Source organism: Streptomyces sp. NPDC002730 (genome assembly GCF_042888805.1).
In the GTDB taxonomy this organism is placed as follows: domain Bacteria; phylum Actinomycetota; class Actinomycetes; order Streptomycetales; family Streptomycetaceae; genus Streptomyces.
Map to the genome: position 1 here is coordinate 276,618 of NZ_JBIAQG010000014.1, position 15,399 is coordinate 292,016.

Genomic DNA, 15,399 nt, shown 5'->3' on the forward strand with positions numbered 1-15,399 from the left:
CACGCCAAATGCCCAGTTCAGCCTGCCTGACTACGGCCTTCTACAACACGCTTTACAGTGCAGTCGCGAGGGTGTCCAGGTTGTTCGTCACACCGGGATCTTGGGCACTTAGCGATGTTTTGTGTGTCGCTGCGATGGTTAGCGTGGTCCGTGTGCACGCCAGGCAGTAGCGATGGTTGCTTCCAGCGCCGAGTCGTCGGTGCCGGGTGTCTCGGTCAGGGCTGACAAGTGGCGCAGGGTGGCCAGTGCGTCAGCGGCGTCGGGGTGTTCTGAAGTGAGGAGGTCGACGAGGTCGTCTTCGGACAGGGGCTCGTCGAGTTCGGACAGGTCGTGCAGGATGCCCTGCAGGGCCGGACCGGTGAGGGCGGCTGCTTCCAGAAGCTGGTTGGCACCGGCGGGTGTGGCGAGGGCGTCGTGCAGGGTGCGGCAGATGTCCGCTGCGCTGTGCCTCGTGGCGGCCAGCTCGGCGGCTTGATTGAGCAGCATCGGCCAACCGCCGGTCGTGGCGAAGAGGCGGCGGCGGTCTTCCGGGGCGTTGAAGGCGGTCAGGACATCGGTGGGGGTGACCCAACTGCGAATGCCGTCGGTGGTGGCGCGCTGCAGGGGGACAAGAATGTCCTCTTCCGCGTAGCGGGACAGGACCTCAAGGTGTTCGCGATTCCCGGCGTCAATGAGGGCGATGACGCAGCGGGTTACGCCGGAGGCGGGTTGGCGGGTGATGGCGTCGCGCAGAGCGGTATCGACGCGGTCGGGCTTGAAGTGTCGCATGTCACTGACGATCAGCCGGTGAGGGCTGCGGGCCTTGCCTGCGCTCAGCGCCTGGCGGTATGCGTGGGGTGTGGCCGGTTTGATCAGGGGTGCCAGCTCGCTGGGGGTGCGTTGCTGCTGGTCGGTCAGCGCGGCGGTGACGTCATCGAGGCAGGTGGCGTCGGTGCCAAGCACGATGCGCAGCGCGTTGTTGCGGCGTACCAGACCTGCGATCTGCTGTTCCGTCAGGGGACTAATTCGGGCGCCGGGAAGCGGGCGCCGAGCCTGGCTGATGGACAGACGGGTGGAGATGTCGTTGGGATCGTGAGCGTGGAGTTCTTCCTCGATGGCGTCCTGGGTACCCAAGAGCCGCAGGACGTTGGAGGAGCGCAGGCGCCAGCCGTCACGTTCGGTGGCCAGGATCCCCAGGCCCAGCATCTCTTCCAGCAGGACGCGGAACTCGTCGGCCGTGTGGTGGGTGAAGCTCTCGGGCCACCATTCAGCGCATTGCTGGCGCAGGGCGCGCGTGCTCATGCTGTGTTCGACGCCATGCGTGTGGGCGTTGTGCGCGATGAGCAATGCGATGACCTTGTAGCGGGGGTCGAGGTTGAGGTTGAGGCGCACGGTGTCGCGGATACGACGTCGCAGGTCCGGCGAGCCGACAACGCGTTCGAGGATGTCGTTGTCGATGGTCCAGGGTGGCCCGTCGGGCGTGCGGCTGGCCAGTGCTTCGCTGACGAGGGCCTCGCCGGCGACCTGAAGGAGTTTGGGGTGGTAGTTGCAGTAGGCCAGCAGGCGGTGGATGAGGCTGTCGTGCGCGAAGTTGATCCCCAGGACTTCAGCGGGCTCCTGGAGTAGACGGTAGGCAGGGCCAGGGGAGAGGGGGCCGATGCCCAGGGCTCTGCCGAAGTGCGCCTCGGCGAGGGGTTGGTTGGGCAGACCGGCGAAGCGCTGGACCTGGTGCAGACCGGCGAAGACGGGCTTGAAGCGGCGTTCGGTCGCGCTCATCAGGTCCCGCAGGCGGGTGGTCTGAGGGAAGCCGGCGTCGGCTTCGGCGTCGAAGAAGGAGTCGCACTCGTCGAGCAGGAGCAGCAACCGTCGGGTCCGGTCCTGATCGAGCCAGGCCGTGACGGCATCCCGGACACGCCGAAACGCGGTGGAGGCGCGCCGGCCGGGTGCCAGACCGATCCCTGCCCGACCCAGCTCGGTGGAGATCATGTCCCAGATTTCCTCTGTGCCCGAGGCCAGGCTACTGGGCAGCGGTAGGTAGAGCGCGACATGACCTTCGGTGAGGGCGTGGCGGCGACCAGCGGCCCGTAGGAGGGCCGACTTTCCCAGCCTGCGCCCGCCGTACAAGAGACTGACACCGTGCTGGTCAGTGACGGCGGACAGTTCCTCGGCGCGACCGTAGAACATCTCCTCCGGCACGGCTTCGTTGGCGTCGGGGGTGTAGGGATTGATGGCACTGAACGGGGCCAGGATGCGTTCAGTCAAGGTGAACTGGCCACTGCCGCGGGAGGCCAGGTAGGCCAGAGCAGCAGCGTCCAGTACCAGAACGGGTTTGGCGGGATGTTCGGCGCAGGCTGCGGCCAGGGCTCTGCGTTGAGCGGGAGATAGGGTGCCGATGAACGCGATCATGACGGGGATGGAGCTGGGATCTTGCTGGACCCAGGCGAGGAGCTTGGCAGCGTCGGTGACCTCGGACGTCATCAGTAGTCGCAGTCGGCCGTCCGCTTGCGTACCGAAAGCCGGCAGGCGAACCTTGCCGATCAGTGTCACGTCGCGAAGATCGACCCACCGGCGCAGGTTTGAGGCGACCGGCAGGCCGGGATCGGCCTCGCGCTCATATTCGATACCGGCCAGACGCAGAGCCGGGCTCAGTACGTAGGTGTTGGTGCGGACCTGGGCCCATCGGGTGGCAACGTGGTGCCAGGCAGTGAGTGCGGCCACGGCGATTTTACGATCACCGGGGGACAGGGGGCCGAAGTCCAAGGGGCCCAGGCTGGTGCCGTTCTCGGCCGCGGTGATCACCGCGGGGGTGATGCCATCGGCCAGGGCTTGTGGGACCGCAGGGAAAAAGGCATCGAAGTCGGCCAGCGCGGTGTGCTGTGCACGTGGCGGCGTGTTCCCCTCGCGGGCCGCCAGCAAGTACTCTTCGGCCGTCGCAAGGTCACCCTCGACGATCAGCTGTCTTACAGCGTCGGTCAGTCGGGTGGGCGCGTCAGCCTCGTTGAGCTCCACGGTGGCCCGTTCCTGCAGGGACCGGGCGGCCTCGGCACCCAGAACGGTGAGTTCCTCGCGAATGGCCTCACACTCGCGGCGGACAGCACCGAGAGCATCGCCGGCCAGCGCGCTGTGCGCGGCTTCCATCCGGGCGGTGATCCGGGCGCGCCCGTGCTCGGGCACCCGGCCCAGCCGGGTGGCGGTGTCGATATCGCGCGTCAGTTCGCCGTGCAGGGTTTTGATCGCGCTGCCGCTATGGGCACGCCGGGTGTGCAACGTGGCACGCAGTTCGTCTGTCAGCGTTGGGGAAGTAGTGTCCGCTTGTTCCAGTGCGTCCAGGGCGATCCGGGCGATGGCATAGTTCTCCCGGTCGATATTCGCGCGCACCGCCTGGGCCCAGTCGGCGCGGTCGGCGACTGTGACGTCGTCCAGTGTCGGGGTACGGGAAGGGACCAGGCGGGAGTTGAGCTCAAGGTCGGGGGCCCGCAGCAGGTCACTGTTCAGGACGGTGGACGGTTCAGGCTCGGTGCCGGTGAGGGTTCCGCCAGCCAAAAGCCGCGCCGTTGTCTCAAGGCTCGCCAAGCAGCTCCGTGCCGCGGCCGCGGTGAGGGACTTCGGGTCGGTCTCGGTCAGGGCGGTCAGCTCATCGGTCATGCCTTGGCGGTGCGGCTGGACCGCCTCGTGCAGGAACGAAAGAGGGTCGGTTGCACGGGGTTGGACCTGGGCGATGAGCACCAGCCACTGTTGGACTACGTCGAGGGAGTTGGTGGCGTACTGCAGGATTCGCGAGCGGGCAGCGTTCTTGAGTTTGCGGGATGTGCCTCGGGCTGCTTTGTCGTCAGCGTCCAAGAAGGTGGACAGCGCCCCGGGCGCACCCAGGTCCCGCAACTGCTGTCGGGTGCTGGTTGCCAAGTCCCGTCGGTCATCGGCCACTGCATGCAGCAGGGCGCCGATCCTGCCGTCGGGTGCCCACCACTGTTCGGCGAACTGCTTTGCCCGCAGGTTGCTGAGGTTGGGGCCGGTGCGCAGTTCGGCGCGGGCAGTGTCGCAGATGACGGCGAGGTCATCACCAGTATCGGGGCGGGCGGCCAGGACGTTGAGAGTGGTTCGTCCAGACAACTGTCCCCGGGCGGACGCGTGACCAATTGCGGTAGCGACCGCGCTGGTTCCGGGCAAGTCGTGCCACTGCGCAGCGATCTTCAAGGCGAGTTCGCCACTGTCGGGATCTCCTGCGAGCAGACCGGACCGGACGACGGCGGCCAACACGATCAACTGATCGGCCAAGGAGTCCGGCACACCGTGCTGCAGCTGATCGGTCACCGCCGCACGTAGTTCATGGGCACAGGCGCCGGTGTCCGAGCGCATGGCCTCGGCCAGGACCAGGGAGCGCAGCGCCGAGGCGGTGGCGAGGTGGCCGAGAGCGTTAGCGGCGTGGTGAGCGAGAGCTAGCTGGCCCCGCGCGGTCAGATCGGCAAGGACGGGAGAGGCAGCAGGAGCAGGAAGACTGGCAGGCGTATCTGACTTCGAGACTGCGAGTTCTGCCGTGGTGTGGGCGGCCGCTGGTCGCACTGGTGTGCACTGCCTGTCGACGGTCACCGTACGGTCCGCCGACGGTGCCGCTGAGGGCGGTGCTGGCTTGAAAGAACCAGCCGCCAGAGCTCCTGGCTCGACGTCGAACCCGTGACGGGGGACTGGGATCAGCGATGCATCAGTGTCTGAAGACTCCGCACCGTCGCTGGGCGGGATGCCACCTGGTTCCTGGAGGGGCGGGAGTTCCAAGGAAGCCGATCCTTGTGGTGCCGGTTCGTGCGCGCCTCCTGGATCGTTCCCGCCTATCGGGCCGGCGCTGGTGGGAACAGATGGAACGACAGCCTTGCCGCGCAGTATCAAGGTCAACACAGGTGCGATGGCCGGGGGCAGTGTCTGACGCAGTCGCTCGGTCAGTGCGTCGGCACCATCGTCATCGTCCGACTCCACCGCGTACGCCAGCTCCGCGACCGTGGCCAGACATTCAGCCTCCTGAACCTGTTGAGGAGCCCACTTATTGACGGCCAACAACGACTCTGCGGCTGTACGAAGTTGTGCGATCGCTGGGTGTCCCACCGGGCCGCTCGCCGCTGCGACGCGCTGCAGGATCTCCCGTAGTGCGTAATCCTGGTCAGCCGCAGCTCCCAGTGTCTCCAGCGCATCCAGCAGGCCCGGAAGGTCCTGCTCCGGATACGGCCCGGGCTCGTGCAGTGCCAGCGCTACTGCCGCGTGCACCTCATCGACAACCTGCCCTACCTGCCCGACAGGTTGTAGCAGCTCAGAGGGCACCACCCTGCCTGCCGCCAGCAAGGTCGCAGCCTCGGATACGACCTGGGTGGCCGACGCAAAGGCATCACGCAATCGTTCGGCCTGGGTCGTACAGGCTGCTGTGGTACTCAGATCGATGGTGCTGACGGGTTCATCCCGTACCGCGGGTTCCTCCCTATCGACGGGCGGCTCCACCGACCGAGGAGCTGGTTCGGACGGCGTGCTGTCGATCGGACGGCTTCGATGGGCTTCCTCGAATGCCTGGCAGGCCCGCACAATGGCGTCTGCATCCTCGGCAGGCCACGACGACAGGGGATGGTCGCGCAGCACCAAGTGCAGCAATGGGACCGCAAGATGTGTGACCCTCCACTGAACCAGACCGGTAAGCAGCAGTACGGTCCGGTCCGGAGCCAGCTCTTCCAATCCGGAAAGGTCTTGGTCAGACCCCTGTTCCAACCAGGTGGACAGTCCGTCCCACATACCGTCGAGTGTGGGCTGGGTGAGCGTGCCGATGGTGTGTGTCTGTTGAGCCCCTTCGCTGCGCCGCAAGGCTCCCAGCGCCTGCCGTACCGCGTGGGTGCTCGGTTGCCCGACCGATGGAGTGCGCAACTCCTGCAGAACCGCCGTGCGGCTCTTACGGCTGAGGCGTTCCAACATTGAGGAGAGCTGCTCCTCGGTGACCAGTGCCAGCACATCCCCGACGGGGTCAGGCAGTTCTGCGACGGCCTGCTCCAGGGCCAAGTACTGGGTGCGTTGCGGCTCAGTAAGAGTGTGATGCGGGGTACGCGGCGTGCGGCGTGCCACAGGATTCCTTTCAGTAGTTCAGCGCTGCAGATGCTGGTGCCAGGCGGGGGCCTGTCCCTCGCCCCTGCGATGGCCGCGTACAAATGTGTGTCCCTCGGGTAGCTCGGTGTTGGCATCAGGGCCGTCGACCTCGATACGCCACTGGGCATATCGCGCACTTGCAGCGGGGGTGGCGTTGTGCCCGTCCGGCAGCCTGCGTTCCCAGGGGCGCCGCCAGTGCCGTATTTGCCGCACGGCCGTATCGGCGCCCACGGCGATTCGCTGTGCCTCCCGGGCCTCTTCGGTGTCGGGCCACCAGGTGAACACCTCCGGCAGCACGCCGTCGTGAGCGACGATCGTGCGGGTAAGGAGACCAGCCGCCGCCATGTCCTCGCAGGTGTGGATCACCGTCCACAACAAGGGCGGCGTGACCACATCCGGGCCGAACATTGCCGCACTCAACTGCTGGCCGTCCAACGACCGGGAGCGGGCCGTACCGACCCTTCCATCACGCAACAATGCAGCCACGATCAGTACCTCCAGTGCCGTCACCGGCGGCCGATGCCCCCCACCGGTCGGCCGATGCGTCGGCGACCCGGGACTCAACGGCGGGGGCGGGATATCCAGCAGGCCCCACGCCTCGGCCAGCAGCACCGGGTCGAAGCACCAGGCCAGGAGAGCATCCCCCACCCGCACGGGATCCGGTAGGAGCGTCGTGGTGACTATCAATTGCCGGCCGGAGCGCGCAGCAGCCACAGTGACTTTGATGCCGGGGTAGAAGGAATCCGGCCAGTTCACGGATACCAGCCCGCCGGGCCCTCGTTGCGTATGCTGCCGGGCTAGATCACGATCCAACAGCTGGCCGCTGTGGTGTACCTCCAGCGTCAAAGGCCCCTTGCCTAACAGCGACGGCACCGCATCCGGCAGCGGCAGTCGCCCGGCCGACAGGTCCGCCTCTGATAGAGCCACCGAAACCACCAGCAGCGCTTCGTCCAGATGCTCCACATGCACCACAGAGCCGGTCTGCCTAGGGCTGGCGCTGCCTGTGCGTTTGGCAGCGCCAGGTAGGAGATGCTCCAGATGCCCCAAGCCGGCTGGCGTCAACGGGTCGCAGTCCGCCAACACCGCGTCAACCGGCAGCGTTTGAGCCCGCCAGATGCCGCCCTGCTGCCAACTGTCATCGATCCGCAAGTCCACGTTGCGGCGCAGATCGCCTGCGGTGGCCTGGAAGGCCAGCGCAAGGTTGGCATCAACCACTGCCGAGGCCGCCGCGGTGAGCTCCAACGCGTGCTCATCACCCACCTCGCGTTCCCAACCAGCCAGCACCGGCCATACCGCGGTGTAGCGTGGCGAACCTCCCGGGGCCGGTCGTGTGAACCGATCCACCATCTCTGCTGCCACCGGGCCGGACGCGAACTGCTGATGCCGGTCCACAGGCTGCGCATACAGGTCCCATACAGCCAACCCCGGAGCCTGGCGCAACAACTCCTCCAAGGTTCTGAAGCACTCCTGCAGAGCACGCTCCGCCGCCACGGTGTCCGCAGAGTCCTGGAGTAACGGGCCCAGGTCTCCCGCCGCCAGCAACCGCTGTCCCGGGCCCATGAGGAACTGCCGGTACAGCCCGCTGTGGTCCCGCCCGGACATAAGACCGCTCGTGTCGGCAGTCCCCACCAAGTGGCCCCACCGGTCCACTACCCCAGCAGGGGACCTACGCATTCGGGCAAGTTCCTTGTGCTCAACGGACGTCAACGCTCCAAGAGCGTCCCAGTCAATTACCGCACGCGCGAGCGCGACCTCCGGCCCACCCGAAAACGGCGCTCCCGACAGTGCGCCCGGAGTCCATCCGTCCTCCTCGACGTCGGGCGAGGCACCGAACGACGCACAGACCTCTCCCCACAATGAGTGCGCCCCACGCTCTATTCGCACAAAGGAACCCACCGGCGGCAGCGGATTCCGGATATCGGAGCCCAGGAGAGTGAACGCCTCCGGGTCAAGGGTGCCTGTGCTGTAGGCGCCGGCATCAAGGTCATATCCGAAGTACACGGCGTTGAACGCGGTGCACACGTGTAAAGGCCCACGCCGCACCTGTGCCACGTCTTCGAGGAAGGCGACCAACTCCTCCTTCACCTCACCCGGCATCGCGTCGCAGCCCAGCGTCAGCTCATGGAAGGACAACGGCGCACCCCTCGCTGGCAGCCCCATCACCGGTGGCTCCGTAGCCGGCCCGCGGTCGTGACCCAGCGACGACCACGGATCGCACTAGAGGTGATTGGCAACATCACGTCCCCCCCGCGCTTTCTTCTGCCCCATACTGATTTTTAGCGCACTACTCGGACATCCACCTCCCACTTCGTGCTCTTTCCTGCAAAATATGGCCGCACTGCCCACCTGTGGGATGCCTCTCTGATCAGGCCAGGTTGCCGGGACCTGCCCTGGTCCGTGAGGTGGACATGGGCGGAGGTCTTGATGGTCTGGGAGTCGAGAACGCAGGCGGAGGCTCGCTCTTTCGGCCCTCGCGTTCGCGGACCAGGCGACGCAGCAGCCCGGTGAGTTGTTCGAACACGCCGTCCTGCTGCCACTTTGCGAAGTAGCCGTAGACCGTGGCCCATAGGGCGAAGTCGTGCGGGAGGTAGCGCCAGGGGATGCCGGTGCGGTCCACGTAGAGGATCGCGTTGCCTTGCTGATCACGCTGGGGGACAACCCGGAACGCCTGGACAGTGAGGCGTCCTTCGCCGCCTTGTGCGGGGTCAGTCCTGTCGAGCGTTCCTCCGGATGTCGGCAGTTCCGTCGCCTCAACCGTGGTGGCGACCGTCAGGCAAATGCCGCGCTCCATCGCATCGTGTTCACCCGTCTGCGGGTCGACCCGCGCACCCAGGACTATTACGAGCGCCGGATCAAAGAGGGCAAGACCCGGCGCGAAATCGTCCGTTGCCTCAAAGCTATGCGGCCCGGGAGGTCTTCCACCTGCTAGGGCAGCTAGCCCCGCCGTTTCACTTGGGTACGGCTGGCTTTGGGGCGGAACGCGAAAGTGCCTTCCTGACCTGGGACGATGAACCTTGCTGAGGGGTTCTGTCGGTCCAGACGGAGGGCACTTTCTACGTGCAGGCTATCGGGTTGCGTCCCAAGGTCCATGTCAGTGCCGATGGGTCGGGGGTGGTCGGGCATGCCGGGGCACGGTTGCTGGCGGATCTAGCTGATGCCACCGGGCTGACGGCCGCGTACTCCGCCGCTCTCAGGTCGCTTCGGCCGCGCGGGACCGGGCATGATCCGGGCCGGGTCGTCACCGACCTGGCGGTGATGCTCGCCGGCGGTGGTGAGGCGATCGCGGATCTGGCCGTGCTGCGGGACCAGGCAGGGGTGTTCGGCCCGGTCGCCTCCACGCCTACGGCTTGGCGGTTGCTCGCCGACACCGACGAGGCTGCACTCGCTTCGCTGCGAGCGGCCCGCGGTTCAGCCCGGGAAGTCGCCTGGATGCAGGCCGCCGAGACCGGCGAGGGCATACCTGCTGCTCGGGCCGGCGGACGAGAACTTCCCGGCCTGGTTCTGGACCTCGACGCCACGCTGGTCACCTGCCACTCCGACAAAGAGCAGGCCGCACCGACCTATAAGGGCAGCTTCGGCTTCCACCCGCTGCTGTGTTTCCTCGCGAACACCGGCGAGGCCGTGTCGGGGCGGCTGCGGCCCGGGAATTCCGGAGCCAACACTGCCGCCGATCACATTGCGGTGCTCGACCAGGCGCTCGCGCAGATCCCCGACGCTCACCGGCACGACACCGACATCCTGGTCCGCGCCGACAGTGCCGGATCCGCGAAAGCCTTCCTCGCCCATGTCCGCGACCTGCAAAAACGAGGAATTCGTACCTTCTTCTCGGTCGGATATGCAATCACCGAGCCGGTCCGCCGAGCCGTCCGGGCCATACCCGACCGCCTCTGGCATCCCGCCCTGGACCAGGACGGGACGCTGCGTGATGGCGCCGAGGTGGCCGAGCTGACCGGCATGGTCGATCTGGGCGGCTATCCGACCGGGACCCGCATCATCTTGCGCCGGGAGCGGCCGCACCCCGGAGCCCAGCTGTCCCTGTTCGATCAGGACGAGGGCCTGCGCCATCAGGTGTTCCTCACCGACACTCCGTACTCCGGGGGCGGATCCGCCCAGTACCTGGAGGTCCGTCACCGCGGGCATGCCACTGTCGAGGACCATATCCGGTGCGGCAAGACCACCGGCTTCGGCCGCTTCCCCTCCCGCGACTTCGCCGTCAACGCCGTCTGGCTCGAACTCAGCCTCGCGGCGATCGATCTGCTGGCCTGGACGCGTGTCCTGCTGCTGGACGGGGAGCTGGCCACTGCCGAGCCGAAGAAGCTCCGCTACCGGCTGCTGCATGTCGCCGCCCGCCTCACCCGCGGGGGTCGACGCCTGCGCTTGCGGATATCGGCGACCTGGCCCTGGAGAAACGAACTGGCCATGGCCTTCCATCGCCTCGCCGCACTGCCCCGTCCCGCCGGCTGACCGGCAAACCCCTGACCGCCCACGACCCGAAGGGCCCCGGAGAACCCGACCACCGCGCCGGGTTTCCGCCATGCCCGAACACCGAAAACGCGTCGGCCACGCGACAGTTGCCCCTCAACGACGCCTCATCGCCCCAACCGAAAAGGCGAGGCTAGGTGGCGAGGTCCCAAACCGTCGCTGTGAGCCTCATGGTGTGCCCACCCGGTGCGGCCGACACGACACGCACGAACGCAATACGCCCCTCGGTGGTCTGAATACAGAACTGCGCATTCTGAGGCGGGTCCTGCAGCATGGGGTCGCCGTTGCTCCGCAACGCCTCCGTGCACTGCGCCTCGGTTGGATCAGCATCACTTCCCGAAATCGGCGCGATGATCGCCGCGAGCCGGGGGCCGCCATGGAAGTTGGTGGAACCAGCCGTCCCGCTTCCATCAGTGACGGCCGACAAGTCGGCGCCCTTGAGGTCATCCGCAACAAGCGGCTTGCGCGTGTCGAAGTCGATGTCAATCCCGTAGGCGCTGGTCCGGAACTGAATGTCGTGTGGACCGAACATGGCGCGGGACGCCGTGTTCTCCGGGCTGGCCGGATCCGCTGATGCGGCTGGCTTGGCTTGATCATGCGTGGCAGACGGTGCCCCCGCGACGGCGGGTGGCTTCGAGTCGTCAGCAGAGTTGTGCCGGTTGTTGACGAACACCGTGGCTGCGATGCCAACGACGGGCACGACGATGCCTACGACCCACCAGGCCCAGCGCGGCTGACCCGGCGCAGACGTGCCCGGACCCGCTGCCGACGGATTGCTACCGCTGCTGTTCGTCACAACTTCCCCACCACTTCACTGGCATCCCGGCCGTTCACACTATGACGGACTCCGTAGCCCGGTGATCAGTTCCCAGCTGTGTCACGGAGGCGAAGGGCCGCACTCGGGCGGGCTGACCGCGCACAGCGCCGCGAACGACGCCTCGCTGCGCAGACGTTCCGCAGCGGCTGGCCGCAACGGCGGGGCGCAAGTGAGATGATCTCTCATGCCGTCAGTGTGCTCGCGACCACTGACAACGCCCGCGGCGGCCCAGTAACGCCCATCTGGACCTGCCCCGGGCGGGCGGCGACCTCCGGCGGGTGCTGGCGGTGCTGAGATTCCCGGAAGGAAACGGCTGGCCCCGGGCGCTCGCCGAAGGCCCGGCCGACGCCGGGGCGGCGAAAAGGTTGGTGTGCGGGGCCGAAGGAACCGGGTAACGTCTTTGTCATGTTCTTCCAGACGCCGATTTACGAGTGAGAGCGTGATGGGCCCCTGCTGACGTCCTTCGACGTCGCCGCCCGTCCCCCACCGATGAATCCGTAGATCACTTCACATCATTACCGGGAGAACCCGTGACCGTGAGCAAGAACATCAACAACCCCGTGGGCATGGGCGGCGGCCAGCGCAAGAAGCTGTCCCGCGCCGAACGGCAGAACAATGGTCCGCACCGCAACCTCGACCGCCAGGGTGCAGCCGACCAGAAGGCGGAGCTGGTGCGCAAGATGCGCGAGAAGGCAGGCGCAGCCGAGGGCGCCGGGCAGACGAGCGACGACACCGCACAGAGCTGACGCACCGCCGCCGCAGGGCGGCACCGCTCGGGGCAGGGCCCGGACCGCGACGCGCGGTCCGGGCCCTGCTGCCGTACCGGGCGCGGCCGGTCCCGCTCAGCTCTCGGCCGAGCACCCGCGTCTCAGCCGACCACCCGGGGCGGCGGCAGATTCAGCAGCGCCGTCACCGCCAACACCCGAGCTGCACCAGCAGCATCACCACCAGCGCGATCCCCGTGCCCAGCCCGGGCGACACTGTCAGGAAGAGCGTGCAGGGCGTCCTTCGCCGCTTTGTGCCGGGTCAGTCCCGTCGAGCGTCCCTCGGGACGCTGGCAGTTCCGTCGCCTCAACCGTGGTGGCGACCGTCAGACCAATGCCGCGTTCCACCGCATCGTGTTCACCCGTCGGCGGGTCGACCCGCGCACTCCGGATTATTACGAGCGCCGGATCAAGGAGGGCAAGACCCGGCGCGAAATCGTCCGTTGCCTCAAACGCTACGCGGCTCGGGACGTCTTCCACCTGGTCGGACAGCTACAGCCAGGACCCCGCTCATAGGGGCTGTGTGACAGAACAGGCGATGCGGAGCCTCGCTGGCCGGCGGATTCCAGTTCTCGTGCTGGACGCCTCGTTGTACTCGGGCTCGCCGCTGTCGAGCACGCGGGAGCAGGGAGGCGGTGACGACGCGCGTGCTGCGGCCGACGCGGAGCACACGGCACGGAAACCTTCCTTGGCGAACCAGGTCGTAGCCCTTCACCCTCGAGTGCCCCAACGCCTTGGACGCTTCCTCCACGCTGGGGCTTTTCGAACGTACGCAGCTGCGCAGCTCGGAGAGTGCGGACAGGCGGTACGCAGGGTCGGTTGGGTAGTACCCGGAGCTGGCCGCTTCCTGGGGCTAGGCAGGGTTAGTTGAGCGTGGAAGCACCATGTCGATGAACGTCAGCTGGTTTGACGGGCGATCACACCTATGGTGTGGTGCGGACCGGGTCCCGGGCTGGATCGACGCATGATTGGCCACGCAGGGTCGGCCCGCCAACAATGCGTCAGATGGGTTCCGACATCTCCTCCATGAGCTCAGGCAGCCTGCGTAGCTTGGATAGCGTCTGGTTGAGGAGGCGCACGGTCGTATCGGCCCGCTGCCGGCTGATGGGTTGGGTGACGGACTCTGCGCGGCCCTGTTCCGCGAGGTAGCCGAGGAGTTCGCCGATTTCGGCTGAGGCCGTGTGCAGGCCACGGACCCGTTCCTCGACCCGGGTCACCAGGGCCTCGACGGTGAAGGGTTCATCCGGAGAGGCGGCTGGCCTGTCGGCGTCGTCCGGCGCATCGGTGTCGGGCGCTTCGACTTGGGCGGGGATCGCACGGGCGGGCGGTGGCACGAGGGGTTGCGTGGGCGCTGATGCCATGGGTGCGGGCGTTGGCGTCGCGGGTGATAGCGCGGGCAGCACAGATGACGGGAGGGGTGCAGACGCCGTCAGTGCGGTGAGCGACGGCGGTGCAGCCACTTCGGTCTTGCGGGGCCGGGTGCCGGTGTCCTTCGGGAACTCGCTGTCGAACCAGAGCGGTGTCATCTCCCTCCCCGTCATTTCCTTGCCGGAGCCGCTGACGCGCCAGGGCCGTCGGTCTCCGTCGTCCATGGCCGCGGCTAGCGACTTGAGTACGCCGACTGCCATCAGCCGGCTCTTCTCGTACCGCAGGGCCTGCAGGCAGTTCATGACGGTCCTGCGGGATCGGCGAATCCGTTCCCCTCCGTCACCGATCGCTTCCTGGCCGTCGAGCGAGCCCCGGTCGGCCTCGATGATGCCGAAGGAGGCCAGCCAGTGCGCCGCCCTGTAGGACACCAGTTCGTCGAAGGCGTCGTCATCGGTGTCCGCGGCGGAGAGTAGTTCAGGCAGCCTGCGCCCGGAGAGGACGATTCCCTCCCTGGCCCGGGTGGAGAAAACCTGACCCACGCGGGGGTTCCACGGTGCTGGGTAGCTCTCGGAGGTCAGCGCGGACCATGTGCGGGCCCGCTGGTTGATCTCTCCCGACTTGAGCTGGGACGGCGGGTTCTCGCTGAGCGCGCGCCGCAGCAGATGACGTTTGCGCGGATCCACTGGAAACAGTTCCTGCAACAACCGCATGGAGCGCAGGTCTCGCAGCTCGGAGACCGTCATGTCCACCGACGCGTCCGGGAGTTCACGGATCGGCGTGAGCCCGGAAAGGACCTCTGCCGTCTTCTCGTCCATGACCTGTTGCTCCACGTACATCCCAAGAACGCTCCGCCCCAGCGCGCGAGAGCGGTCGAGGGCGTCGAACTCCAGCGGCGGGTGGACATGATCTCGCCGGTTGTTCATCTGCACGATGCGGTAGAGCCGCTGTGGAGTGGGTGTGCCGATCACCAGATGTGCGTCCACCACGGCGATGGCGGCAGCGCGTCGTGCCCGCGAGCCGCTCGTCGGATCGAGTTCGCCGTCGCCCGTCTCCGCGAACTCTCTGTTGAGTACGGCGGAGAATTCCGGGAGCCAGTCACGGGGGTCGCAGATGATCTCTTCCCCCTCCCGTTCGAGCTTCTCCGCCGGGACGCCGGCCAGCACTTCACTGGATGTCAAACGGAAAATCGATTGCCGTTTCTGTGTTCGATTATTCCCTCGAACTGCCATCCATCCCCAATAAGCATCCGGGTAAAGAGGGTTGCCGTCAGAGTCCCTCTCCGGGTTCTCCTCGATCCTCACCTGCTGAGGGACGTACATCCCGGGGTCTTGTTGTCCGTTGAGGACGAGGTCTTCCTCAAGGTCGTATGGGCGGACGCGGTCCCGCCTCTTCAGCTCGTCCGCCGCGTCCTCGGCATTCATGATCAACGTGCGCCGGTTGGGCACGACGCTTTCCAGTGCGGCGAAACACGTCTCGTGTCCAGTTTCGTCCACGCCCACCCATGGCCGGACCGAAGTCAAGGTTTTCTCTGTCTCCCGGCCGACGGTCGGATCCGCGACGGAGCGCCAGATGGAGCTGATCCGCTCGTTGTGGCCCCATTGCACCCCACCGACGCCGTGCATCCGGACGACGGCGACGACCATGTCACCCGCGTCTGTATGGATGCGTCGGACCGTGCTTGCCTTGAGCATGCGTACGCCGTGGGCGTCGGGCTCGCTCAAGGTGTCATCGGGATCAACGATGAAGGGGGCAATGTTCTCCAGTGCGCCACGGGGAAGATTCGCCCCCTCGGTCGCCAGTACGGCCTTGATCCATGCCTCTTGCTTCTCCCGAGAAACCGGAACCGGGAACGGACCGTTGAAGTTGCTCTCGCTCATG

The 15,399-nt window shown here is 66.8% G+C and carries 8 protein-coding genes and 1 pseudogene; 4 read left to right on the plus strand and 5 right to left on the minus strand.

From position 1 onward, the window contains the following. Positions 1 to 138: 138 nt before the first annotated feature. The 3 genes and pseudogenes from ACFYXH_RS32775 to ACFYXH_RS32785 form a co-directional block, all read right to left on the minus strand. Entirely contained in the window at positions 139 to 6,006 is a 5,868-nt protein-coding gene (locus ACFYXH_RS32775) for a hypothetical protein (RefSeq protein WP_389570703.1), read from the minus strand. 81 nt (positions 6,007 to 6,087) lie between these two features. After that, on the minus strand, positions 6,088 to 8,223 hold the full coding sequence (locus ACFYXH_RS32780; RefSeq protein WP_389570706.1) for a hypothetical protein: 2,136 nt from the start codon (positions 8,221 to 8,223) through the stop codon (positions 6,088 to 6,090). 254 nt (positions 8,224 to 8,477) lie between these two features. Further along, a pseudogene (locus ACFYXH_RS32785) lies at positions 8,478 to 8,722 on the minus strand (transposase); the annotation flags it as partial. 3 nt (positions 8,723 to 8,725) lie between these two features. Here ACFYXH_RS32785 and ACFYXH_RS32790 point away from each other — a divergent pair. Continuing rightward, positions 8,726 to 9,019, plus strand: a complete 294-nt coding sequence (locus ACFYXH_RS32790; RefSeq protein ID WP_389570709.1) for a transposase — start codon at positions 8,726 to 8,728, stop codon at positions 9,017 to 9,019. Positions 9,020 to 9,147: 128 nt separating this feature from the next. Then, a complete protein-coding gene (locus ACFYXH_RS32795; RefSeq protein ID WP_389570712.1) occupies positions 9,148 to 10,554 on the plus strand; it encodes an IS1380 family transposase in 1,407 nt (468 codons plus the stop codon). A gap of 151 nt (positions 10,555 to 10,705) precedes the next feature. Here the strand turns inward: ACFYXH_RS32795 and ACFYXH_RS32800 are convergent, their stop codons facing one another. Beyond that, positions 10,706 to 11,368 (minus strand): hypothetical protein, encoded by a 663-nt coding sequence (locus ACFYXH_RS32800; protein ID WP_389570716.1) that lies wholly within the window; start codon positions 11,366 to 11,368, stop codon positions 10,706 to 10,708. Between the two features lie 551 nt (positions 11,369 to 11,919). Here ACFYXH_RS32800 and ACFYXH_RS32805 point away from each other — a divergent pair. Continuing rightward, entirely contained in the window at positions 11,920 to 12,135 is a 216-nt protein-coding gene (locus ACFYXH_RS32805) for a DUF6243 family protein (protein ID WP_179879016.1), read from the plus strand. Between the two features lie 234 nt (positions 12,136 to 12,369). After that, positions 12,370 to 12,669 carry a transposase gene (locus ACFYXH_RS32810; RefSeq protein WP_389570798.1) on the plus strand — a complete coding sequence of 100 codons (300 nt, stop codon included), beginning with the start codon at positions 12,370 to 12,372 and terminating at the stop codon, positions 12,667 to 12,669. A 485-nt stretch (positions 12,670 to 13,154) separates the two neighbouring features. Here the strand turns inward: ACFYXH_RS32810 and ACFYXH_RS32815 are convergent, their stop codons facing one another. Next, entirely contained in the window at positions 13,155 to 15,398 is a 2,244-nt protein-coding gene (locus ACFYXH_RS32815; RefSeq protein WP_389570720.1) for a hypothetical protein, read from the minus strand. Position 15,399: the final 1 nt, after the last annotated feature.